General features: G+C 69.1%; 24 protein-coding genes. 12 read left to right on the forward strand and 12 right to left on the reverse strand.

What is annotated here, in order from left to right:
* Positions 1–3: 3 nt before the first annotated feature.
* The 4 genes from AC07DF_RS00690 to AC07DF_RS00705 form a co-directional block, all read right to left on the reverse strand.
* Positions 4–1,209, reverse strand: a complete 1,206-nt coding sequence (locus AC07DF_RS00690; protein ID WP_478965656.1) for an acyl-CoA dehydrogenase family protein — start codon at positions 1,207–1,209, stop codon at positions 4–6.
* A gap of 31 nt (positions 1,210–1,240) precedes the next feature.
* On the reverse strand, positions 1,241–2,506 hold the full coding sequence (locus tag AC07DF_RS00695; protein ID WP_478965659.1) for a PIN domain-containing protein: 1,266 nt from the start codon (positions 2,504–2,506) through the stop codon (positions 1,241–1,243).
* Positions 2,496–4,496 carry a hypothetical protein gene (locus tag AC07DF_RS00700; RefSeq protein WP_478965661.1) on the reverse strand — a complete coding sequence of 667 codons (2,001 nt, stop codon included), beginning with the start codon at positions 4,494–4,496 and terminating at the stop codon, positions 2,496–2,498. Before AC07DF_RS00700 ends, AC07DF_RS00695 begins: the two co-directional genes overlap by 11 nt.
* Positions 4,497–4,663: 167 nt before the next feature.
* Positions 4,664–5,386: a hypothetical protein gene (locus tag AC07DF_RS00705; RefSeq protein WP_478965663.1), complete on the reverse strand. Its 723-nt coding sequence runs from the start codon at positions 5,384–5,386 to the stop codon at positions 4,664–4,666.
* Positions 5,387–5,827: 441 nt separating this feature from the next.
* Here AC07DF_RS00705 and AC07DF_RS00710 point away from each other — a divergent pair, with 441 nt between their 5' ends.
* From AC07DF_RS00710 to AC07DF_RS00765, 12 genes are all read left to right on the forward strand, one after another.
* Positions 5,828–6,553, forward strand: coding sequence for a hypothetical protein (locus AC07DF_RS00710; protein WP_478965665.1), 726 nt, complete (start codon positions 5,828–5,830; stop codon positions 6,551–6,553).
* 17 nt (positions 6,554–6,570) lie between these two features.
* The gene (locus AC07DF_RS00715) at positions 6,571–7,455 is read left to right on the forward strand and encodes a hypothetical protein (protein WP_382489149.1); all 885 of its coding nucleotides are present in this window, start codon (positions 6,571–6,573) and stop codon (positions 7,453–7,455) included.
* A complete protein-coding gene (locus AC07DF_RS00720; RefSeq protein WP_478965667.1) occupies positions 7,452–8,759 on the forward strand; it encodes a CpaF family protein in 1,308 nt (435 codons plus the stop codon). Before AC07DF_RS00715 ends, AC07DF_RS00720 begins: the two co-directional genes overlap by 4 nt.
* Before the next feature lie 44 nt (positions 8,760–8,803).
* A complete protein-coding gene (locus tag AC07DF_RS00725) occupies positions 8,804–9,760 on the forward strand; it encodes a type II secretion system F family protein (RefSeq protein WP_478967526.1) in 957 nt (318 codons plus the stop codon).
* Positions 9,757–10,680 (forward strand): type II secretion system F family protein, encoded by a 924-nt coding sequence (locus AC07DF_RS00730; protein ID WP_478965669.1) that lies wholly within the window; start codon positions 9,757–9,759, stop codon positions 10,678–10,680. The genes AC07DF_RS00725 and AC07DF_RS00730 overlap by 4 nt, the downstream gene beginning before the upstream one ends.
* 70 nt (positions 10,681–10,750) lie before the next feature.
* Complete coding sequence (locus tag AC07DF_RS00735; protein ID WP_010041603.1) at positions 10,751–11,002, forward strand: hypothetical protein; 252 nt, start codon at positions 10,751–10,753, stop codon at positions 11,000–11,002.
* An 82-nt stretch (positions 11,003–11,084) separates the two neighbouring features.
* Entirely contained in the window at positions 11,085–11,519 is a 435-nt protein-coding gene (locus AC07DF_RS00740) for a TadE family protein (RefSeq protein WP_478967528.1), read from the forward strand.
* On the forward strand, positions 11,519–11,959 hold the full coding sequence (locus tag AC07DF_RS00745; protein WP_478965672.1) for a TadE/TadG family type IV pilus assembly protein: 441 nt from the start codon (positions 11,519–11,521) through the stop codon (positions 11,957–11,959). The genes AC07DF_RS00740 and AC07DF_RS00745 overlap by 1 nt, the downstream gene beginning before the upstream one ends.
* Positions 11,956–12,426 (forward strand): pilus assembly protein TadG-related protein, encoded by a 471-nt coding sequence (locus tag AC07DF_RS00750; RefSeq protein ID WP_478965674.1) that lies wholly within the window; start codon positions 11,956–11,958, stop codon positions 12,424–12,426. The genes AC07DF_RS00745 and AC07DF_RS00750 overlap by 4 nt, the downstream gene beginning before the upstream one ends.
* 53 nt (positions 12,427–12,479) lie before the next feature.
* Positions 12,480–13,145: a hypothetical protein gene (locus tag AC07DF_RS00755; RefSeq protein WP_478965675.1), complete on the forward strand. Its 666-nt coding sequence runs from the start codon at positions 12,480–12,482 to the stop codon at positions 13,143–13,145.
* Positions 13,145–14,194 (forward strand): hypothetical protein, encoded by a 1,050-nt coding sequence (locus tag AC07DF_RS00760; protein ID WP_478965677.1) that lies wholly within the window; start codon positions 13,145–13,147, stop codon positions 14,192–14,194. Before AC07DF_RS00755 ends, AC07DF_RS00760 begins: the two co-directional genes overlap by 1 nt.
* A gap of 290 nt (positions 14,195–14,484) precedes the next feature.
* The gene (locus AC07DF_RS00765; RefSeq protein WP_478965679.1) at positions 14,485–14,712 is read left to right on the forward strand and encodes a hypothetical protein; all 228 of its coding nucleotides are present in this window, start codon (positions 14,485–14,487) and stop codon (positions 14,710–14,712) included.
* Positions 14,713–14,778: 66 nt separating this feature from the next.
* On the opposite strand, the gene AC07DF_RS00770 is transcribed toward AC07DF_RS00765, so the two are convergent.
* The 8 genes from AC07DF_RS00770 to AC07DF_RS00805 all read right to left on the reverse strand — a co-directional run bounded on the left by AC07DF_RS00770 (position 14,779) and on the right by AC07DF_RS00805 (position 21,554).
* Positions 14,779–15,141 (reverse strand): hypothetical protein, encoded by a 363-nt coding sequence (locus AC07DF_RS00770; RefSeq protein ID WP_478965681.1) that lies wholly within the window; start codon positions 15,139–15,141, stop codon positions 14,779–14,781.
* 27 nt (positions 15,142–15,168) lie between these two features.
* Positions 15,169–15,774, reverse strand: coding sequence for a hypothetical protein (locus AC07DF_RS00775; protein WP_478965685.1), 606 nt, complete (start codon positions 15,772–15,774; stop codon positions 15,169–15,171).
* Positions 15,775–15,804: 30 nt separating this feature from the next.
* The gene (locus tag AC07DF_RS00780) at positions 15,805–16,200 is read right to left on the reverse strand and encodes a hypothetical protein (RefSeq protein WP_478965689.1); all 396 of its coding nucleotides are present in this window, start codon (positions 16,198–16,200) and stop codon (positions 15,805–15,807) included.
* A gap of 26 nt (positions 16,201–16,226) precedes the next feature.
* Positions 16,227–17,807 carry a putative T7SS-secreted protein gene (locus AC07DF_RS00785; RefSeq protein ID WP_478965691.1) on the reverse strand — a complete coding sequence of 527 codons (1,581 nt, stop codon included), beginning with the start codon at positions 17,805–17,807 and terminating at the stop codon, positions 16,227–16,229.
* A 177-nt stretch (positions 17,808–17,984) separates the two neighbouring features.
* A complete protein-coding gene (locus AC07DF_RS00790) occupies positions 17,985–19,037 on the reverse strand; it encodes a hypothetical protein (protein ID WP_478965693.1) in 1,053 nt (350 codons plus the stop codon).
* Positions 19,034–19,681, reverse strand: coding sequence for a hypothetical protein (locus tag AC07DF_RS00795; protein WP_478965694.1), 648 nt, complete (start codon positions 19,679–19,681; stop codon positions 19,034–19,036). Before AC07DF_RS00795 ends, AC07DF_RS00790 begins: the two co-directional genes overlap by 4 nt.
* 146 nt (positions 19,682–19,827) lie before the next feature.
* A complete protein-coding gene (locus AC07DF_RS00800; RefSeq protein ID WP_478967530.1) occupies positions 19,828–20,907 on the reverse strand; it encodes a hypothetical protein in 1,080 nt (359 codons plus the stop codon).
* Positions 20,907–21,554, reverse strand: coding sequence for a hypothetical protein (locus AC07DF_RS00805; protein ID WP_478965696.1), 648 nt, complete (start codon positions 21,552–21,554; stop codon positions 20,907–20,909). Before AC07DF_RS00805 ends, AC07DF_RS00800 begins: the two co-directional genes overlap by 1 nt.
* Between the last annotated feature and the right edge of the window lie 137 nt (positions 21,555–21,691).

Raw genomic sequence — 21,691 nt, forward strand, 5'->3', positions numbered from 1 at the left:
GGGCTAGATGAACGGCGTCCCCGGCTCCAGCCCCGCCAGCACCCTGCCGTACAGCTCCAGGTTGGTCGCCGGATGGACGAAGGCGTGCAGGTTCAGCGCCCGCAGATCGCGCACGGCGCGCTGGATCGGCACCTCCTCGTGGAGGGAGGAGGCGCCCGAGGCCGAGCCCAGCAGGTCGGCTGCCTCCAGACAGAGCCTGGCCACATAGCCGCTGCGCGCCCGGACCCCGGCCCGTTCCTCGGTCGTGTACGGAGTGGACGGACCGCCGCTCGCCGCCCGCGTATCGAGCAGCGTGACGATCTCGTCCGTCAGATGCTCGGCGCAGGAGATCTTCAACGCCGCCTCGGCCGTCTGCAGATGTGTGACGGGCGCCTCGTTCTGCCGCTCGTAGAAGGTGTACGTGATGCCCCGCCGGTGGATCCGCTCGCGGAACTCCGCCAGCGCCGAGCGGGCGAGGCCGAGGGCGTTCGGGGTCGCCCAGGCGCAGAACATCAGCAGCACCGGCACCCGGTAGAACGGGTCGTCGGCGTTGGCCTTCGACGCGAACTCACCGCCGAGCAGCGGGGCGACCGGCAGCACGCGATGGGCCGGTACGACGACATCGCGCGCCACGACACTGTTGCTGCCGCTGCCCGCGAGACCCGACACCCGCCAGTCGTCGAGGATCTCCAGCTCGGACACGGGCACGGCGGTCCACACCGACTCGGGCCGTCCCTCGACCCGGGCGGTGAGCAGATGCCAGTCGGCGTCCCGGCAGCCGGTGGCGAAGGGGGAGGTCCCGTTGACGACGTAGCCGCCGTCACCCGTCGGGACCGCTGTCGCGCTCGGGACCAGGCTGCCGCCGACGCGCACGTCGGGGCTGGTGAAGATCTCGTCCTGCGCCTCGTCCGGGAAGAGCGCGGCGACGTACGCGCATCCGGCCTGGATCAGCGTCATGAAACCGGCCGAACCGCAAGCGGCGGAGAGCTCCGCCAGCGCGTCGACCTGGGTCCGCAGGCTGCTCTGGTAACCGCCGTACCGCCGGGGCACGTTCATCCGCTGGATGCCGGTCCCGGTCAGTGCCTCCACGACTTCCCGCGTCACCCGCCGCTCCCGCTCGGTCCGCAGGGCGTGCCCGCGGACGAGGGGCGCGAGCTCGCGGACGCGCTCGACCAGGCCGGCGTCGGTGGGAGGTACAGGCAGAACGGTGTCTCGCGTGCCCGAAGTCATGGCTGCACGGTGACCTCCCACCGGCCCGGTGTCAACGGGCCCTGACCCGTCGGGAGTTGATCCCGGCCAGCACCGCCGTCAGCGAGCCGTACCCGGTCGCGGCCCACACGCTCCGCTCGGCCGGCAGCTCGAAGTAGGGGACGGTACGGCCGTCCTCGTCGGTGTCGGTGAGCACCTCCGGGGCGCGGCGGTCCCGCAGGGCGTCCGCGCACTCCTGGCACACCGCCACGTCCAGCCGCTCCCGGCGGCCGAGCGGACGCCAGCCGGTGCGCAGGGCGGCGCGGCCGTGCAGGGGGTGGAAGAAGCAGCGGGGGAGGGCCGTGTCCGAGCCGGTCAGGGAGTCCTGGCCCTCTTGGGCCAGGGCCAGGACGCCCGCCAGGTCCGGCAGGCCCCGGGCCTCGTCGAGGACCGTGCCGGCGGCGGCGTACGCGTCGAGGGCGTGCTGGAGTCCTGGTGTCGTGGTGAGGTCTGCGGCCCGGGTGGCCTCGCCGAGCGCCAGGACCTCCGCCTCCGCCCGGCGCCGCAGCTCCGCCTCGTCGGCCGCGCGGGCCGTGGCGAACACCAGCTGGGGAACGGCCGGGGCCGTCCTGCGGGAACGGATGCCGCCGCGGGCCGCGAGGGCCGCCGCCAGGGCCAGGGCCGGTACGCCGACGAGCAGCCACCAGGCGGAGCCGACCGAGTACGACGCGTCCGAGGACGCCTCCGAGCCGTCCGGGTCGGACGGGGTGGAGGGCGACGCCGAGCCGCCCAGGTCCTTCGTCGCTTCCTCGTACCGCTGCGTGCCCTTCCCCTCCGCCACCAGCTCCACGGCCTTGCCGGTCAGGTCGGCGAGTCCCGCGTCCCGTGTCTCGTCCAGGAAGCCGGCGGCGGCCACGGCGTCCCGCGTCTGGTGGGTGTCGGCGGGCCACTCGTAACCCTCAAGGGAGTCCGCGAAGTCGCCGTCCGTGGTGATGAGGACGAGCTCGCGCTGGTCCGGCAGCCGGTCGCGGACCGTCGCGGCGAGGACGCCTGAGTCGCCGTCGAAGGCGTCGCCCTTGGCGAGGGGCCTGAGCACCACTTTGATCGGCAGGCCCGTCCGGCGGATCTGCTGCGCCAGCTCCCGCTGCCGGGACGGCGGTACGGCATCGGCGTACGCCTCGTCGACGTAGACGGGGGAGCTGCGCAGGGCGCTCGCGATGCGCTGCCCGGCGCTCGGGGCGTCGCCGTCCGCCGCCCGGGCGGGACTCGCTGTGGTGGTGAGCGCGGTCAGCAGCAGGGCCGCGAGGACGGTGGTCAGGCGCTTGACGTCAGTGGACACCTGCGGTCTCCCTCACCTTGTCGATCAGCCGGGCGATTCCCTTGGGTAGGGCGGTCAGCGGACCGTCGGTCGCGTCGTAGTAGGGCAGGCGGCCGCTGCCCGAAGGGGCGGGCAGCCTCATCAGCCGGTCCGGCATCCCGAGCGGATCGGCGATGGCCGCGTCGCGGCACAGCGCGCAGACGGGAAGCAGCCGCCGGCTGGTGCCCTCGGCGGAGACCCGCACGTGGGAGAGGCGCACGCCGGGGCCGTGCAGGGGGTTGACGCCACAGCACAGGTCGGTCTCGTCGCCGGTGAGCGCGGCACGGCCCGCCCGGGCGAGCACGATGACGGCGACCAGGGTCGCGGGGTCGGTCCCGGATCTCCGGGCGCGGTCGGGGTCGCCGTCGACCAGGAGCATCGCCGCGTCGAGGTGGTCCCAGGCGCGGGTGCGGTCGTCCGGGTCGCTGAACGCGCCGACCAGGGAGGTGAGTTCGGTGTGGGCGGTGCGCCGGAGGTAGGAGACCGACGGCTCGGTGGGGGCCGTGACGGGCAGCAGGTGCGCCGGTTCGGGTGCCGTCCGGCGCCGTCCGGTCAGGCCGCCGACGATCCACATCCCGCCCGCCACGACACCGGACAGCAGGAGTGCCGCGAAGGCGCCCACGAACAGGCCGGGCCAGAAGTCGGTGGCGAACAGGGGCGGAAGGGCGTACTCCTCCTCGGCGTTCGGGGCGGCGGCCGGCGTGGACTCGAATACCGGACGGTCCGTGCGCGGGGCCTTGTCGAGGAAGGTCATGAGCGTGTCGAGGCGCTCGCCGAGGAGATGGTCGTCGGCCTCGTCCGCCCTGCTGTCGCCGAGCGTGACCGCGTCCGGCAGGTCGTAGGACAGGCTCTCGGTGAGGCGCACGCCGTAGTTGTAGACGTCGATCGTGCCGTCCTCCGGGTCGGCCACGACGTACAGACCGTCCTGGCGCGACGCCGCGTGCACAGCGGCGGCGAACAGCCACGAGTCTCCGGCCGACTCGCTCGCGGGTGTCTGCGGCACGAGGGTGATGTACACCGGGCCGCCGCCGTCGGAACGCCGAAAGTCCCGGATCCGCTCGTGCAGCCGGGCCAGTTGGCGCGAGTCGAGTACGCGCGGGCTCTCCGGGTCGGCGTAGACGGCGTCCTGCTTCAGGCCCGCCGCGACGCGTTCGACACGGGCGGACAGTTCGGCGGGGGTGGGTGGCTTCGCCGCGCTCGACCTGGTCTGGTCGAAGACGACGGGGGCGGCGAGGGCGATCGTCGCGGCGGTGAGGGCGGCCGCGCCGGGCACGACCCACCGGGGGACGCGCCGCTCGGCTCCGGAACGCCGGCGGTGGCGCCGCGCGTACCAGGCCGTCAGTACGATCATCAGCGGTACGCCGGTCAGCAGGATGCCCGTGAGGAACGACTGGTTGTTGCGGTCGGAGGGACCGATGTACATGTCGGCGGGCTCGTCGTCCTGGTACTTCTCGCGAGCCGCCTCGGCACGGGCGCCGGCCTTGTCGCTGCCCAGGGCGATGACCTCGGCGAACCGCTCGAAGCTGCGCAACGGGCCCGCGTCGTAAGGGAGTTCGTACCGCGTGACAGTGATGGCCGCGTCGGCGGGGACGCGGACGCCGTAGGCCGTGGCCGCCGCGAGGTCCGCCCCCTCGAACAGGACGTACAGTCCGTCGCGCCCGAGCCGGTCGTGCACCGCGCCGAGCAACTGCTCGCCGTCCGTGCCGACCTGCATGGGCAGGACCAGGACGTAGGTCGGCACGCCGGTCTTCTTCGCGATCCCGGCGAAGGCGGGGGCGGTGGACCGCGGGACCTCGCGGGGGAGCTGGTCGGTGACGTGGACCGGGTTCTCGCGCAGACGCTCGGCGAGATAGGCGGCCTGGGTGACGGGCGCGGCCTCCGCCGCCCGGGCCGGGGTGGCGGTTGCGAAGACACCCGCTACGGCACAGAGGGCGAGCAGCAGCCGGAGTACTCGCAGCCGGTCACTGCTCAACTCCGGTAGACGCACTGCGTATGCCCTGTTTGTCGTGACTGCTCTCACCGGTGTGCCCCCCGTGTTCCGATCGCTGCCCGGGCGGCACTCTACTCGGGGATTCGCGAGTGCTACAGGTCGCCGGGCTGCGGCTCGGGCCCGGGGGCGTGGGAGCGGAAGCCGGCGGCTCAGCCCAGTTTCGCGTTCTGGGCCTTCACCAGCGCTGCCGGGAGCTTCGCGTTGCCGGGCCTGTTCTGGACCATGGCCGAGCCGTTGACGGCGAAGTAGACGGCGACGACGTCGCCGCTGCGGACCGCCTGGGCGTGCAGGGTGTGGGTGACACCGCGGAAGGGCGTCGTGGCCTGGAACGCGAGCGACTCGTCCCCGCCCTGTGCGACCGGCTTCTCGGCGGTGACGGAACCGTATGTGATGCTCCCCTTCGCCTTCGCCGTGAAGCCGTCGCCACACGCGTCGACGCCCTTGGACAGCCCGGCGAACGCCGACTCGGCCTTGTCCGGGGAGTCGTAGGACATGAGCGAGATGTACGTGAACTCACTGTTCTGCGGAACATGATGGGTCAGGTCGGCCCGCGGCTCGCCGAGGGCCAGCTGGTTCATCGCGAGGGCCAGTGGCGCACAGACCGGCTTGTCGGTCTTGACGTCCTCGGGGGACTTGGCGAAGACGTACTTGTCGTCCTGCTTGGACGGGGGCTTCACCTCCAGGCCGGGCACGTCCGCCGACGTGATCATGAGCTTCGCCAGCCGCTCGGCCGGAGTCACCTGCTTCGCCCGGGACGCGGTGGGCTCGGGCTCACCGGTTGCCGCATCCGAGTCGGCGTTCCCGCCGCACGCCGTGAGCGTGGCGAGGGAGAGCAGGGACAGGGTGGACGCGGCGAGCACGGCTCGCTTCATGGAGGCTCCTCGTTGGGGGGACAGGCCGACGATCATGGCACGGCGGTTGCGGTCCCACGTGAGTGAATCGTGTGGGCCTCATGTCCGTGGCGTGACGAAAGCGCCGGTGGCCGTGCGCCCGTCGGCCCGTGGTGGATTCGCTGCCGCACAGCGAACGGCCCGTCCGTGTGCCGCCATCAACGGGTTTGTCCTGGCCGGAAGTTGCAGATGGGTAACGGTGCGCGCAGTGAGGTTCAGGACGTAGGACGCGCCTTGAGGGGCTTATGTGCGGCTGATACGGTGCGATGGCTTGACACTCACCCCCAGCGCTGGCTATTCGCCCAGGTAGGGCGGGTGCGTCCGGCCCGTTCCGTGGATTCCGTGCGGAGCAGGCGCGGGTGAAGTGTCCAATTTTGAAGGCAAATTGACAGACATCATCTTGGGTGTACGGGGAGCGGTTGCGTGAAGATCCAAGAGCGTACGGGGGCGGGCGCGGGACGTTCCGCCTCTCCGGCTCAGCCGTCGGTCGGCGACCGCCTTCCCGCACCGCCTCGCGAGCGCAAACCGGCCCTCGCCGCGCTCGCGGTGCTGCTCATCCTGGTGGGTGCGCTGGGCGCGACGATGCTCGTGCTGCAGGCCGGTGACCGGATCGAGGTCGTCAAGGTGAAGAACGAGGTCCAGGCCGGAGAGTCCCTCGAGGACGCCGACGTGACCTCCGTGATGGTCGCCAAGGACGAGAGCATCCACTACGTCGAGTGGTCGCAGCTGAAGACCATCCAGGGCTACAAGGCCAAGTCCACGATCTACCCGGGGACCCTCGCGGTCGGTGAGATGTTCGCCAAGAAGGCCAGCCTCCCCGCCGGCAAGGCCTCCGTCGGGCTCGCCCTCAAGGAGGGCCAGTACCCCGCCGACATCAAGGCCGGCGACGTCGTCGCCGCCTACCGCGTCAGCACCAGCGGCTCCCCCTCGAACAGCACCGGCGACAGCACCGGTTCGGGCGGCACTTCGTCCTCCGGTGGTGCCATCGTCGACGACGCGCGCGTGAACAACGTGGCCGAGGACGACGACGCGACCGTGAGCACCGGCAACCTCTCGCTCACCGTCCTCGTCGACGAGGCCGACGCGGCCGCGCTCGCCTCCGCGGCGGCCGCGAACCAGGTCGCCATCGTGCACGTCCCCGGCAACTAGAAGGCGGCACCCATTCCATGGCGCTCATCGCTCTCGCCGCCGACAAGGGTTCCCCCGGCGTCACCACCGCGGCCGTCGCTCTCTCGGCGGTCTGGCCGCGCCGTGTCCTGCTCGCCGAGGCGGACCCGGCGGGCGGTGACCTCGTCTACCGCAGTGCCGCCGCGCACGGCGGACCGCTCAATCCCAACACCGGCATGCTGTCCATCGCCGCCACCGCGCGCCGCGGACTCGTGCCGGACCAGCTCTGGGACCACGTCCAGCCGTTGAGCGGCGGCCTCGAGGTGCTCGTCGGGCTCGGTATCGCCGAGCAGGCGGCCGGACTCGCGGGACTGTGGCCGACCCTCGGGCACGCCTTCGCCTCCCTCGCCGACTCCCCGAACGCCGCCGCCGACGTCATCGCCGACTGCGGACGCGTCAGCGGGGACACCCCCGCCGTCGAACTGTTCCCGCACGCCTCGCTCGTGCTGCTCATCTCGCGCACCGAGCCGGAGGCCATCGCCCGGGTCCGCGACCGCGCCGCCGCCCTCGCCGGCAAGCTGCACGGCGGATCGCGCGGCGCCGCGAGCCTCGGCACCCCGATGATCGGCGTCGTCCTGATCGCCGACACGGGCACGGCGGCCAAGCTCGCCTCGCAGGTCAACGACATGCTCGTGCACGCCCAGACCGGCGCCCGCGTGGTCGGCACCATCGCCGACGACCCGGCCGGCGCCGACCAGCTGGCGGGCCGCAGGCGCGGCCGGCTCGACAAGTCGCTGCTGATCCGCTCGGCCCGCAAGGTCTCGGCCGACATCTACCAGCAGTACGGCGCCGCCTGGGCCGCCTCCGCCCAGGCGAACCAGGCCCACCAGGCCCAGCACCACCACCCGGGCCAGATGCAGGGCCACGCGGGGGCCGGCGCATGACCGCTGTCGACCACCAGTTGGTCAAGCGGTTCCGCCAGGACGCCGGCGACCGTATCGCCGAGCAGCGCCGACAGGACCAGGTCAACAACGTCACTCCGATGTCCACGGAGGACGAGCGGCACTACGCGCGTGCCGTCATAGCCCAGATACTGGAGGAGTACGCCCGCGCCGAGATCAACGCGGGCCGTACGCCGCTGGACGCCGAGACCGAGGAGCAGTACGCGGCCGCCGTGCACGCCGCGCTGTTCGGCGTCGGCCGGCTCCAGCCGCTGCTGGACAACCCCGACGTCGAGAACATCGACATCAACGGCTACGACCAGGTGTTCGTCGGATACGCCGACGGCCGCGAGGTGAAGGGCGACCCCGTCGCCGAGACCGACGAGGAGCTCATCGAGCTCATCCAGGTACTGGGCGCGTACTCGGGTCTGTCCTCCCGCCCCTTCGACTCGGCCAACCCGCAGCTCGACCTCCGGCTCCCCGACGGTTCGCGTCTGTCGGCCGTCATGGACGTCACCCGGCGCCCCGCCCTGTCCATCCGCCGCGCGCGCATGGGCAAGGTGTTCATCTCCGACCTCGTCGGCAACGGCACGGTGACGCCCGAGGTCGCCCACTTCATGGCCTGCGCGGTCCGCGCCCGCAAGAACATCATGATCGCGGGCGCCACCAACGCCGGCAAGACCACGCTCCTTCGGGCCCTCGCCAACGAGATCCCCCCGAACGAGCGCCTCATCACCGTCGAGCGGGCCCTGGAGCTCGGCCTCGACACCTTCTCCGACCTGCACCCCAACGTCGTCGCCTTCGAGGAACGCCTGCCCAACTCCGAGGGTCAGGGCATGATCTCGATGGCGGAGCTGGTGCGACGCTCGCTGCGTATGAACCCCTCACGCGTCATCGTCGGTGAGGTCCTCGGCGACGAGATCGTCACGATGCTCAACGCGATGTCGCAGGGCAACGACGGCTCGCTGTCCACGATCCACGCCAACAGCTCGCACGAGGTCTTCAACCGTATCTCCACCTACGCGTTGCAGGCCTCCGAACGGCTGCCCATCGAGGCCAGCCAGATGCTGATCGCGGGCGCGGTGAACTTCGTCGTCTTCATCCAGCGGCGCAACAACTACGGCAACGGCGGCCGCCTCCAGCGCATGGTCACCTCCGTCCGCGAGGTCAACGGCGTGGACGGACGCGTCCTGTCCAGCGAGGTGTTCGCGGAGGCTCCCGACGGCCGGGTCGTGCCGCACGCCCCCATCGCCTGCCTGGAGGAACTGATGGCACACGGCTACCGGCCGACCGGGACCTGGGGGTGACGGGGATGCACACGACACTCGCCGCACTCGGCTCGCTCGGCTCCATGGGCGGCCTGTTCTCCACCACCGTTCTGTACTCGATGGGCAGCGGCGTCGCCGTCGGCGGAGGCATCGCGCTCCTGCTCGTCGCCGTACGCGGCCTGCCCGCCAAGCCCGACCACGAGAAGCAGAAGGCCGCCGAGCGGGCGAGCGAACTCATCCGCTTCGCCGGACAGCGCGGCTCGCTCGCGGCCATCGTCGGCCTCGTCGTCCTGCTCCTCACCCGCTGGGCGGTCGCGGGCATCGCCGCCGGTGTCCTCGTATTCTTCTGGGACCGCCTGTTCGGCGGCGCCGGCGAGGAACGGGCCGCCATGCGCCGCGTGGAGGCCCTGGCCTCCTGGACGGAGTCCCTGCGCGACACCATCGCCGGCGCGGTGGGCCTCGAACAGGCCATCCCGGCCTCCGCCCGCGCCGCCGCCCCGGTCCTGCGCCCCCACCTCGACGCCCTCGTCGACCGCCTGCGCGCCCGCACCCCGCTGCCCGAGGCGCTCCAGCAGCTCGCCGACGAGATCGACGACGCCTCCGCCGACATCATCGTCGCGGCCCTGATCCTCAACGCCCGCCTGCGCGGCCCCGGTCTGCGCCAGGTGCTCGGCGCCCTCGCCAAGTCGGCCCGCGAGGAGGTCGACATGCGGCAGCGCGTGATGGCGCAGCGGTCGTCCACGCGGCGGTCGGTGCAGATCGTCGTAGCGGTCTCGATCTCCTTCGTCCTCGGCCTGTCGATCTTCAACCGTGAATTCGTGGAGCCGTACGGCACTCCCGCCGGCCAGCTCGTCCTGGCCTGTGTCTGCGGCCTGTTCGCGCTCGGCTTCTGGTGGCTGCGCAAGCTGTCCACCATCGAGACGCCCGAGCGCTTCCTGGTGCGGGACGAGGCAGCCGTCCAGTTCGTCCGTCCCGGGACGCCGTCGCAGCAGTCGCAGCAGTCCCAGCAACTGCCGCAGGAAGAGGGGGCACGCCGATGAACCTCACGATGCCGCTCGTCGTCGGCGCCGTCATCGGCCTGGGCATCTACGCCCTGGTCCGCGCCCTCATGCCCAGCAAGCGGAGCGCGATCTCGCAGGTCGCGCGGATCGACGCGATGCGGGCGCGCGGCTCGGCGTACGAATCGGCGCGCCGCGAACGGGAGAAGGGGCGCCTCGGCGCGCTGCGGGCCGAAGTCGGCCTGCGGGTCTCCGAGTTCTATCTGCAGCAGGGCTGGGAGCAGCGCTCGCTGCGCGCGGACCTGGCGGTGCTGGAGCGCAGCTGGGAGAAGTTCCTGGCGACGAAGGTGCTGCTGGGTGTGGCGGGCCTGTTCTTCGGCCCGTTCCTGTTCGCCATCGTCTACACCCTGGGTGTCGGCAAGAGCCCGATCATCCCAGTGTGGCTGGCGCTGCTGTTCGCGGTGGTCTTCTTCTTCCTGCCCGACCTCGAGGTACGGCGGGACGCCGCGGACAAGCGGCGTGACCTGCGGCGCGTGATCGGCGCGTACCTCGACCTGGTGTCGATGAGCCTGGCCGGCGGACGCGGTCTGCCGGAGGCCCTGATGGCGGCGGCGGAGGTGTCGGACGGCTGGGCCAACCAGCGCATCCGCAACGCCCTGTCCGACGCCCGTATCACCGGCCTCAGCCAGTGGCAGGCGCTCGGCCAGCTCGGCGAGGAGATCGGCGTCGAGGAGCTCAAGGACCTCTCCGCCTCCCTTGCCCTGGTCGCGGACGACGGAGCGAAGGTCCGTGAGTCCCTCGCTTCCCGCGCCGAGACCATGCGGCACCGCGAACTCGCCGAGATCGAGGGCAGCGCGGGTGAGAAGTCCCAGTCGATGCTCGTGGCGCAGCTGCTGCTGTGCGCCGGGTTCCTGGTGTTCCTGATCTTTCCGGCGGCGATGCGGGTGTTCCAGGTGCAGTGAACCGCCCGCAGTTCGCCGACCTTCACAACTCCAGAACTTCCCGGATCCGATTTCGAAAGGACAAGACGTCATGAACGGACGCAACTTCCACACCGGCATCCCCGCCGTGGACTTCCTGGTCACCTTCCTGCAGGCCCGCACCGAGCGGGCCCGCTCCGGCGAGCTGGACCGCGGTGCCTCCGCGGTCGAGTGGGTCATCATCTCCGCGGTCGTCGTGGCGATCGTCGGTGTCGTGGCCGCCATCATCAACGCCGCGCTGAGCGAGGGCGCCAACAAGGTCGGCGACTGCATCAAGGGCGCGGACGCCGGCAAGACCTGCTGATCGCCTGATCGTCGTAGAGACAGGCACAGGGACGGACAGGGACAACGGGGTCACGGGGATGCTGACGGATGTGAGCAGACGGATGTGCCGCAGGGTGCGGGCCGCGCGGAGAGCGGCGGCGGCCCGCGGCGACTCCGGCATGACCGCGATCGAGTTCGTGCTGCTCACCCCTGTCCTCTTCTTCATGATCTTCGCGACGGTGCAGTTCGCCCTGTACTTCTTCGCGGACCACGTCGCCCAGGCCGCGGCCCAGGCGGGAGCCCGCAAGGCGCGTGCCACGGCCGACGAACGCCCGGGCGCCTGGCGGGGCGAGGCGCAGGACGTGGTGGACGCGTACATCCGCCAGCTGGGCCCGCAACTGGTGCTGGGGCCGGACGTGACGATGCTCCAGCCGGACCAGAACACGGTGGGCGTGGAGATCGCGGCGCGGGTGCCGACGGTGTTCCCCGGGCTGAACCTGACGGTGCACGCGCAGTCGGCGGGCCCGGTGGAACGGTTCGTACAGGAGGAGAACTGATGACACTCTCCCCTCCTGCCTTCTTCCGGAAGAAGGGCCGGTCCATGGGCGACGACCGGGGCCTGTCCACGGTCGAGGTCGTGATCCTCGCACCGGTGATGATCCTGTTCATCCTCGTCCTGGTGGCCTTCGGCCAGCTCGTGGACGGCCGCGGGGCGCTCGACGGAGCGGCCAGGGACGCGGCCCGCGCGGGCTCGATCCAGAAGGACCACGCCACCGCCATGGCCGAGGCGAAGAAGGCCGCGGAGGCGAACCTGGCAGACGTCTGCGCGGGCCCCGTGTCGGTCGTCCAGACGAGCCAGGGCTTCGAGCCCGACACCATCTTCACGGTCGAGGTGAGCTGCGAGGTGCGAGGCCTCGCCATGCTCGGCCTCGACGTCCCGACCACGCTGACGGCGAGCTTCAGCTCTCCGCTGGACCCGTTCCGGAGGTCGGCGTGAGCCACCACCGCCCCTCCCCGCGCTCCTGGTGGGCGTCCCGCAGCGCGCGTCTGGACGACCGCGGCTCGGGCGCCGGCGCGGTCATCATCTTCACGCTGGTCTTCCTCTCCCTCTCCGCGTTCGTCATCGACGGCGGTCTGTCCATCTCCAAGCGGGAACGGGCGGCCGACATCGCGGAACAGGCGGCCCGTTTCGCCGCCCAGGACATCGACCGCGACGCCCTCTACGAGAACGAGGGCGGCCCCGCCCCGATCAACTTCCAGAACTGCAACGCCCGCGTGAAGGCCTTCGCCCGCGAGATGGACATGACGGGCGCGGACATCGCGGCGACCCACTGCGTGGCGGCGGACGCCGAGCAGGTGGAGGTCGACGTACAGCTCACCTACTCCCCGGTCTTCACGGGGATGTTCTACGGCGGCGACGTGGTCGTCCACGGGCAGGCGGTGGCACAGAACGAGGTCCAGTGAGGCCCTCTGGGCTTCCCTGAGCACCGATCCCCCCCCACTGGAGGTACACCCCCATGCGCACACGCACGACCACGGCGGCCGCGACCGCCCTGACCGCGGCGGTGGCGCTGCTGCTGACGGGCTGCGGAGGCTCGGACACGGCGGACAAGAAGGACGGCGACGGCGACAAGATCGCGGGCGCGGACACGGGGTCGGGGACGGCGAACCCGTCGGCGTCGGCCCCGGCCGACAACATCGAACGACCGGAGATCAAGCTGCCGGCTGATGTGCAGAACGTCTTCGAGGGCGGCGCGACCGGTGACGCGAAGAAGGACGCGATCCTGGCCGACAACGAGCGGCGCATCAACTCCATCGACGAGGCGATCACCGCCGACGCCAAGAAGTACCCCGCCCTGAAGTTCTACTCCCAGGACGACGCGCTGGCCTCGGCGGCGTCCTACATCAAGTCCTTCCGTGAGGAGAACCGGAGCTTCACCGGCGAGACCCGGTACTACGACCGCGAGGTCACGTTCCACGAGGACGGCGCCGCCTCTGTCACGTACTGCATGGACGCGACACGGACGTACCCGAAGGACGGCACGACCGACAAGGTCGACAAGTCGGTCAAGGCGTCCCCCAGCGACTACGTCTTCTACAGCACCCGCCTGGAGAAGAACGCGAAGGGCGTGTGGCAGACCGTCACGGTCTCGTCCACGGAGGCCGCCAAGAGGTGCATGTGATGAGCCGTACGACTGTGCTGCGCGCCGTCGCGGCGTCGGCTCTGGCGGTCGCTGTTGCGGCCGTGCCGTCCACGGCCACAGCGGGTGGCGGAAGGGGCGGCGGCGAGAAGGGTGGCTACGAAGGCAGCGCCGAGGGCTCTTCGAAGGACGGTGTCATCAGGGCCAAGACCAGGGTCACGGTCAACACCGACGGCGCTTCCCGGCCCTCCACGGGCACCTTGACTCCCTCGAACAGCAACTGGACACCGCCCGCCTGCTGGTACGAGCCCTCGTTCTCGCCCAAGGAGATCGAGACAGCGGTGAACGCGTGGCGGAGTATCGACGGGTTCGTGCTCCGCGGGGTCGGCAACTTCGTCGGCGACATGATGGACCACCGCTACAAGAACGGCCACCCCTACAAGGACTACAACCTCGACAAACAGGGCGAGGGAATGTTCTGGGCGGCGGTGAAGAACCCGAAGCGCAAGGACGACCCGGAAGCCAACTCCTGCGACAAGCAGCCCTTCTGGGTCGACGAGGGTGAACCCCCCAAGGAACCCCTGGCCGTCTCCCCTCAGGTCCTCGCCGAGTACGCCTACGACGAACTCCCCGTGCCCGACACCGAGATCAAGATGGCGCCGACAGGCAAGTCGACCGTCAATCTGCCCACCTGGATCTGGCTCGACAAGGCCAAGTTCAAGAAGCTCTCGGTGACGGCGAGCCTCCCCGGCACGGGCCTGTCGGCGACCACCACCGCCGAACCCCTCTCCCTGCACATCGAACCGGGCACGGCCGACGCCGAGACCTATCCCGCCTCCGGTGAATGCGCGATCAACGAGGACGGCAGCATCGGCGAACCGTATGCGAAGGGCAAGGCCGGCGAGACACCTCCCTGCGGCGTGAGCTACCTGCGCTCCACGGGCGACGACGAGTCCTACCCGCTGAGCGCCACGATCACCTGGAAGATCAACTGGACGAGCACGAACGGCGACGGCGGCGACCTCCCCGACGGCACATTCGGTACGACACAGGACGTGACGGTGCAGGAGATCCAGTCGGTGAACCGCTGATCCGGAACATTCGACGGATCTGCACACCGTTCACCGCGGCGTCGTAGGCATCCCGGGCAGGACCCGCTCTCGGCTCATTTCCATCGCCGCGCAATACATTCCTGTATCGCGAAGTGGCGGAAGATGTGAAGAGGGCGGGTTCCCCGGTGACCGAACGGTCACACCCATGAATTCGGCCCCCGAAATCCACCGCACCCCCATAACCACTGACTGGCCGTCCCTTCTCCCGACGTGCTTGGATCGGTTGCGCTCGAGCACTTCGAATTATTGAACGAAGGGAACCGCCCCCCATGGCCTTCACCCCGCAGATCGACACCGCCCAGATGTCCGACGCCGAGCTGGACACCATCGCCGGCGGCCAGGCGGGTGCCGCCGCGGGCGCCGGCGCCGCGGCCGGTCTCTACGTCGAGACCTCGGCCGCCGGCCTCAACGCCGGCATCGGCGGCGGCGCGGGCCTCGCCGTCTCCCCCCAGGGCATCGCGGCGGACCTGCACCTCAACGCCGCGGTCGCTTCCTGACGAAGGCACGCGAAAGGCCCCGGATCTCCGGATCCGGGGCCTTTTCCATGCCTCCAGGACAGCGGGCTACTTACCCCCGCCGTCCCCCTTGCCACCTTTACCGCCCTTACCGCCCCGCTTGTCCTCGGTCTTCATGGCGTCGTTCGCCTTCTTGGCAAGCTCGTCATCAAGCTTCTTGAACTCGCGAACAACGGCATCGGACATACTCGCCAACGCATCGAGCTGCTGCGTGATGTCCTCGCGCCCGTCTTCCCAGTTGGACTCGAAATCCCCGAGCGCGTCATTGACACTGCCGTCGCCGATGTCGTCCTTGTAGGACTCGAAGAGCTTCTTTGTGTGATTCAGACGGGTCTTGATGGAACGAAGCCGGCGCCCGTAGCCCTCCAGCTCGCTCAGCGGGAGCGCGAGGTCGCTCTTGCCTTTGCCCATGTGGATTCCCCCAGCCGGTCGGACGACTCAGATGAAACGGAACGTGCCCGTCACAGCGTCGAAGATGTCATGGAACGCCTCGGCCAGGTCCAGCACGGGGCTCGCACCCGAGACGAGCACGACCTGGTCGGTGGTTCCTGGTACGGGCACGTACGTCTGGGACAGCACCATACGCAGCGTACGGCTGTCCCCGTCGGCGACGGGAACGTCCTCGACACCGTATGTGCGCGCGGCCGGACCGACTTCCGGGATCTCCACGGTCGTGACCTTGCGCCAGGCGTCGCCTTCGCGGCGAGGCGTGATGGTGCGCAGGCTGTCGGCGATGGCACGCGGGTCCGTGGACAGAGCCACGCCCTGTCTGTTCCTCGCGCCGAGGACCGAGACCGTGACGGTCGCGGACAGCGGGATGCCGTCGAAGTTCTCCGCCATGCAGCCCAGGTAGAGGGCACCGGAGTCGTGGGCGTCCTTGGCCATCTTGCGGAGCATGGAGTTCATCTCGGTGCGATACGCGGCGAGTTCGGGCATCTTCCGGACCCGCTCGTCGACGAGGGACCTGATCGTGGCCTCACGGCCTTCGGGGCGGACGTCGAACTCCCACCAAGACTCTGGGACCGCCAGCGAGAAACTGGGCATCAATGCAACCTATCTTGTTGGTCAGTGTTCCTATCCCATGCTGATTCCGAGGTCCTGTGTCGCAATTTCGATCAGCCTGGTTTCGGGTACTGGCGGTGCCTCGTAGCTCCGGGCCCTGATGTGCTCGACGAACTCGTCAGGCAGCGACACATGGTACTTAGCCACGTAATAAGGCAGATCCTCGCGCCAGAGCCACGTGCCATCGGTGAAGAGCGATCCCACGCCGGGCAGGTCCGCTGCGTCAGGGTCCAGGACGTCCGGTCCGGCACTCATCTCGCTCCAGATCCCGGTTCCCTTTCTGAGGTACTCGAGGATGCTGTTCTCGTCCGACTCGCCTGAGGGCCTTACGGCATCCCTGATCGAGCCGGTCTCGGCCAGCCCCCAGCCGGGAGAGAGTTCGGAAAAGAATCCTACGGGCCGAATCATCGAAACTCCTTGTAGTGCCGCCGTCTTCAGGCCATGGGAAGAAAAGTGAGCCACACTCCGCCGTCCCTGATGTGTGGTGTGAAGGGGCCCTCGCCGAAGCTCGGCACACCGACTGCGTTGGTAGGAGCCTTGACGGGAACTCCCAAGGAGTTCGCCATCTCTTGGATTACTTGCGGCTGGGCGGCCCCGGAATGACAGGTGAGCATCCGGACGGGCTCGCCATTGTAGCCGGGTATTTGGTTGATCGTATCGAGGACATGGTTCGGGTGGACGGTGTGACCACCCGCCCTCAGTCCTGCTCTGTTCGCCTCCCCGGCAATCATGCGTCCGTCTGTCGTTCCGTGAATGATGACGTCCTGATAGCCCGGAATTCGCTCCGCCACATCGAAGTTCCTGAGAGTGGCGGGGTCGTACCCAATGGCCGTCGCCCCGTCCCTGTGGTACACGGGAATATCTGAGGGGAGAGCGTCGTCCGCCGCCCTGGTGGGAGAACTCACGCGAGGGGAGTCGGCCTTCCACCACCGACTCTTTCCCATCATGCTGAAGGTCAGGAGCCGGACATCCTTGAGCGCGCGCACGCTGTTCCCGACATTATTCAAGCCGCCACCGATGCCGCCCATGAAGCCGGTGCCGAGCGCCTTCAGTCCCCCGGCCTTCCACAGACTGCCCAGCTTGGCGAGACTCGTGAATCCTTTCGTGGCAGGAATGCAGTCCAGTGCCGCCCATAGCAGGTCACCCCAGCCGGCTTGCCCCTTGATGACTTTTCTCAGCGTGTCCGCGAGAACGATCAGGGCAGCCGCGAAGACCAGCCATCCCAGTGGGCCGCCGATGATCATCACGATGATGCCGACGACGGTCACGATCCACTTGCAGACGGTGACGATCTCGTCCCAGTTGTCGGAGACCCAGTCGCCGATCTCCTCCCACCAGTGGCGGTTGGGGATCCCGGCGTCGGAGGCTTCCCGCAGCTTGGTGACCGTGCGGCCGGCGGCTTCCTCGCGCATCCGCTTCGCCTGGCCGGCGAGTTTCTTCGCCGCGTCGAGGGCGTTCTGCGCGGTCTGGACCTCGCGCTCGGCCGCGTCCTGGCGCGCCTTGGCGTGCTGGGCGTTCCGGGTGGCGCGGCGGACCTCTGACTCGTCCGGCTTGGGGACCTCCCTGCCGCCGTTCTTCGACGGGTCGTAGGAGTCGGTCTTCTCGGTCGCCGTCCGTACCCAGTCGTTGGCACCGGACAGGGCCGTTTGAGCGGTGGTGAGTTCGGCGCGCGCCTTTCGCCCGTCGCGCAGTGCCTTGTCGGCCTTGTCCTGCGCGGTCTCCAGGTCCGGCCAGAAGGAGGCCAGGGCGTCGCCTGCGAGGTCGTACGACTTCTTCAGCTTCCGCAGCCTCTTCGGGGCGTCCGCGAACTCTTCCGCGAACACATCCGCCGTCTTCCCCGCCCATGAGAGGATCTCGTCCTCCTTGGCGATGCCTCTGAGGTCACGCAGGGCATCGCCGACATCGTCGGCGAAGTCGTGCAGGGTACCGGCGAGTTTGCGGATGCGCTGTGGGTCGCCCGGAGTCGGGTCCGCGTCCAGGTCGATTATGTGCCAGTCGGTCGGCCTGTGTGACACGTGTGTTCCCCCATAGCACCCGCAACGTCTTCATCAGAGCGTGTGCCGAACTTATCGCACGGCAGGTCGAGGTCCGCGGGACAGTCGGTTCCGCGACAGGGCTATGAGGGAAGCCGAGTTGCGACTCGACTGCGCGCGCGACGGCATCGCGCGGCAGCCGAGGCGCTGTCGTGGGTATCAGCGGTTGATCGACTGGATTTCCTGGACGTTCATGTCCTGAGTGGTCTCGAAGGTGCCGTTGGGGAGGTCGCCGCGGGAGCCGTCGGAGCCTTCCCAGGTGATCTGCCAGGTGACGCTGGCGGAGAGTTGGTACGGGGTGCCGTTGGTGGCGCGGAGGTAGCGGATGCCGCAGGGTGGGGTCTTGTCGGCGTTGCCCTTGGTGTAGGGCGTGCCGATGCTGCCGTCGTCGTTGATCTGGCAGTCGCCGGAGGCGGGGTAGACCTCGGCGTCGTCCGTGCCCGGCTCCAGGTGCAGAGCGACCGGCTTGGCCGTCGTCTCCGCCCACAGGCCTGTTCCGGGGAGTTCGGCGCGGACCTTGACGTCCTGGAAGGTTCCCTTGTCCAGCCACGCCCAGGTGGGAAGGTTCACCGTCGACTTGGCCGCCGGCTTCAACTCCACCTTGGTCTCGGGGACCTTGACCTTGTCGTAGGCGTAGTCGGCGAGGGTTTCCGGGGTGGGGGCGTTGGGTTCGTCGGGGATGTCGCCGGCGTCCTGCCAGAACATCAGCCGACTGCACAGCGAGGTGTCGTCGACTTTGGTGACATCCGGTGACACTCCGCGCCAGAAGTAGCCCTTCTTGCCGAGGTTGTAGTTCGTGTACCCCTTCACTGTGGCCGGCTTAGTGAAGATGGTGGTGGCGTCCTTCTCGTCCCTGAAGTGGTCGGTCCAGAGCTCCGAGCCGTACCAGCCGTCACGCAGACCGGCGTCGCCGCTGCCGTCGTTCTCGGAGAAGTTCTTCAGCTGCTCCGGGGTGAAGACAGGCTCGTACCAGCAGGGCGGCGGCTCCCAGTTCACGTCCGTCGACGCGACAGTGCCCTGCTTGCCGCCGGTGGGGCCGCTGGTCTGCGTGACCTTGATCCGGGACTGCGAGGCGGAAGCGGAGATCTCGTTGTTCTTGGCTCCGCCGCCGTAACTGCCCTCGCCGCCGAGGGCGAGGGCAGGGACGGGTGCGAGGAGAGCGGCGGTGAGTGAGAAGACCGTGAGAGGCCGGGAGACGTGTGAGGACCTCACTTGGCGCAGCCACCCCTCTCCGAGTGGGCGGACACTGCCTGCCACACGCCCTGGGCGTTCTTGCCCATGGAGATCACGTAGAGGACCTCGGGGTCCGTGCCTGCCGGGTTCCCCTTGACCTCGCCGGTCTTGCGGTTCTTCGTGGAGGCCTTGCTCTCGTCGGTGCAGTAGGAGAGGGACGCCGCCGCCTTGTCCTTGGCGAGGGTGACCTTGGGGTCGAACACGGGCAACTTGCCGACGACGGTGAGGTTCTTGTCCGTGTAGGTCCTGATCCACTGCTGGCTTTGCAAGAAGCCGTTCTCGGTGTCGTAGAAGGCGCGGGCCTTGCTGTCGGGGTCGTTCTCGATGATCGCCGCGTACCCCGCCCGGAGCTGTTCCTTGCCGTCGTTGAGCACGGCCTGCTCGACGGGGTCGCTGCTCGTCCAGTTCTGGAAGGTCAGCTGGAAGCTGCTGGGGAGCTTGATCACCGGGCGCTTGACGCCGGGGGCCGCGGACGACGCCGACGCCGACGGGCTGCTCGAGCCGTTGCCTGCTCCCTTGATGTCGTCCGATGGCGAATCGCCGCCCCCGCCACAGGCGGTCAGGAGCAGCGCCGCCGTCGTGGCGAACGCTGCGGCAGCGGTGGTCAGTGCGCGGCGGGCCACAGTTGATCTCCCCCGTAGTTTCGGTGTACGCGACAGAGAACGAAGCTACCAGGGGAGGGGATTGGGCCCTTGAGAGGCAGGAGGGGATTGTGTGGGGAAGGTGAGGAGTGTGGCGTGGCGGTTGCGAACGACTTGGGATCCGGTGGTCAGCGGTTGATCGACTGGATTTCCTGGACGTTCATCTCCTGCGTGGTCTCGAAGGTGCCGTCGGGCAGGTCGCCGCCGGTGCCACCCGAGCCTTCCCAGGTGATCTGCCAGGTGACGCTGGCGGAGAGTTGGTACGGGGTGCCGTTGGTGGCGCGGAGGTAGCGGATGCCGCACGGCGGGGTCCTGTCGCCGCTGCCCTTGCTGTACGGGGTGCCGATACTGCCGTCGTCGTTGATCTGGCAGTCGCCGGAGGCGGGGAAGGTCTCGGCGTCGTCCGTGCCCGGCTCCAGGTGGAGGGCGACCGGCTTTGCGGTCGTCTCGGCCCACAGGTCTGTGTTGGGGAGTTCGGCGCGGACCTTGACGTCCTGGAAGGTGCCCTTGTCCAGCCACACCCAAGTGGGCAGATTGACCGTGGACTTGGCCGCTGGCTTCAGGTCGACCTTCGTTTCCGGGACCTTGACCTTGTCGTAGGAGTACTCGGCGAGCGTCTTCGGGGTGGGCGTGTTCGGGTCGTCCGGGACTTCGCCGGCGTCCACCCAGAACATGATGCGGCCGCAGTCCCAGGAGTCGGAGGCATTCGGGTCCGGTGCCACCCCGCGCCAGAAGTAGCCGTCCTTGCCGAGGTTGTAGTTCTTGTATCCCTCGGAGACGCTGTTCTTGGGCGAGTGCAGATCGAAATTCTCTGCGGGCTTGCCGTCCCTGTAGTGGTCGGTCCACAGACCCTTGCCCCACCAGGAATGGTGGATTCCGACGTCGCCGCCGCTGTCCGTGTCCACGAACCTCTTGAGCTGCTCGGAGGTCATGGCGGGTTCGTACCAGCAGGCGGGCGGTTCCCAATTGGGGTCAACGGCGCCGAGGTTCCCCTTCTTGCCGCCGCCGTCTCCACCCTCGGGGTAGGAGACTTGGATGCCGGAGACGGATGCCGAAAGGGTTCCGTCGCTGCCGGCGTTTCCCGAGGTGTCGACGCTGGAAGGCTTTTTGTCGTTTCCCACGCCGACGGCATGAGCGGGCGTGGTGGAGAGCGCGACCGTCAAAGCCGTCCCGACCATCGTGGTCAGGGCTCCCTTGCACCGCGTCATCAGGAGCAACCGCCCCTCTTCGAGTTCGTGGACACGGTCTGCCACACGCCCTGCTCGCTCTTCTGCATCGTGACGATGTAGGCCACGTGGGGGTCAGTCCCTGGAGGATTTCCGACGACCTCGCCCGTCTTCCGGTGCTTCGTCTGCGCCTTGCTCTCGTCCGTGCAGTACCTGAGCTGGGCCTTCGTCTTCTTCGCGAAAAGCGTGGTCTCAGGATCGAAGACAGGTAGCTCGCCGATGACGGTGACGTTCTTGTCGGTGTAGGACTTGAGCCACTCACGGTCCTGGGAGAGGCCGGCCTCCGTGTCGTAGAAGGCGAGGGCGTTGCCGCCGTCGGGCTTGTTCTCGATGATCGCCGCGTAGCCGGCTCGGAGCTGTTCCTTGCCGTCGTTGAGGACCGCCTGCTCCGCCGGGTCGCTGCTCGTCCAGTCCTTGAAGGTCAACTGGAAGCTGCTCGGAAGGGTGACCTCGGGCCGCTTTACTCCGGAGGGCGTTGACGCCGAGACGGAAGCTGACGGGCTCGCACCCGTGTCCGCTCCCTCGATGCCACCCGATGACTTTTCCTCGCCCCCGCCGCAGGCGGTGAGCAGCAGGGCTGCTGTCGCGGTCAGCGCGGCAGCTGTGGTGGTCAGGGCGCGGCGGGCCACTGTTTCTCCCCCGAGGTTGGCGTGTGCGACAGGGAACGAAGCTATCAGGGGCCGGGTGGGCCCCCTTGGGTGGCCTTGGGGGATTGTGTGGAGTACGTGAGGGGTGTGCGTGGCAGTTGCGAAGGGGGTGATCCTGG

The organism is Streptomyces sp. NPDC044719, from assembly GCF_056433405.1.

Bases quoted from the DNA above. Each gene is read 5' to 3' on its own strand.
- AC07DF_RS00690 (WP_478965656.1), bottom strand. From the start codon at position 1,209: ATGACTTCGGGCACGCGAGACACCGTTCTGCCTGTACCTCCCACCGAC.
- AC07DF_RS00705 (WP_478965663.1), bottom strand. From the start codon at position 5,386: ATGAAGCGAGCCGTGCTCGCCGCGTCCACCCTGTCCCTGCTCTCCCTC.
- AC07DF_RS00715 (WP_382489149.1), top strand. From the start codon at position 6,571: ATGGCGCTCATCGCTCTCGCCGCCGACAAGGGTTCCCCCGGCGTCACC.
- AC07DF_RS00720 (WP_478965667.1), top strand. From the start codon at position 7,452: ATGACCGCTGTCGACCACCAGTTGGTCAAGCGGTTCCGCCAGGACGCC.
- AC07DF_RS00725 (WP_478967526.1), top strand. From the start codon at position 8,804: ATGGGCGGCCTGTTCTCCACCACCGTTCTGTACTCGATGGGCAGCGGC.
- AC07DF_RS00730 (WP_478965669.1), top strand. From the start codon at position 9,757: ATGAACCTCACGATGCCGCTCGTCGTCGGCGCCGTCATCGGCCTGGGC.
- AC07DF_RS00735 (WP_010041603.1), top strand. From the start codon at position 10,751: ATGAACGGACGCAACTTCCACACCGGCATCCCCGCCGTGGACTTCCTG.
- AC07DF_RS00740 (WP_478967528.1), top strand. From the start codon at position 11,085: ATGTGCCGCAGGGTGCGGGCCGCGCGGAGAGCGGCGGCGGCCCGCGGC.
- AC07DF_RS00745 (WP_478965672.1), top strand. From the start codon at position 11,519: ATGACACTCTCCCCTCCTGCCTTCTTCCGGAAGAAGGGCCGGTCCATG.
- AC07DF_RS00755 (WP_478965675.1), top strand. From the start codon at position 12,480: ATGCGCACACGCACGACCACGGCGGCCGCGACCGCCCTGACCGCGGCG.
- AC07DF_RS00760 (WP_478965677.1), top strand. From the start codon at position 13,145: ATGAGCCGTACGACTGTGCTGCGCGCCGTCGCGGCGTCGGCTCTGGCG.
- AC07DF_RS00765 (WP_478965679.1), top strand. From the start codon at position 14,485: ATGGCCTTCACCCCGCAGATCGACACCGCCCAGATGTCCGACGCCGAG.
- AC07DF_RS00770 (WP_478965681.1), bottom strand. From the start codon at position 15,141: ATGGGCAAAGGCAAGAGCGACCTCGCGCTCCCGCTGAGCGAGCTGGAG.
- AC07DF_RS00775 (WP_478965685.1), bottom strand. From the start codon at position 15,774: ATGCCCAGTTTCTCGCTGGCGGTCCCAGAGTCTTGGTGGGAGTTCGAC.
- AC07DF_RS00780 (WP_478965689.1), bottom strand. From the start codon at position 16,200: ATGATTCGGCCCGTAGGATTCTTTTCCGAACTCTCTCCCGGCTGGGGG.
- AC07DF_RS00800 (WP_478967530.1), bottom strand. From the start codon at position 20,907: ATGACGCGGTGCAAGGGAGCCCTGACCACGATGGTCGGGACGGCTTTG.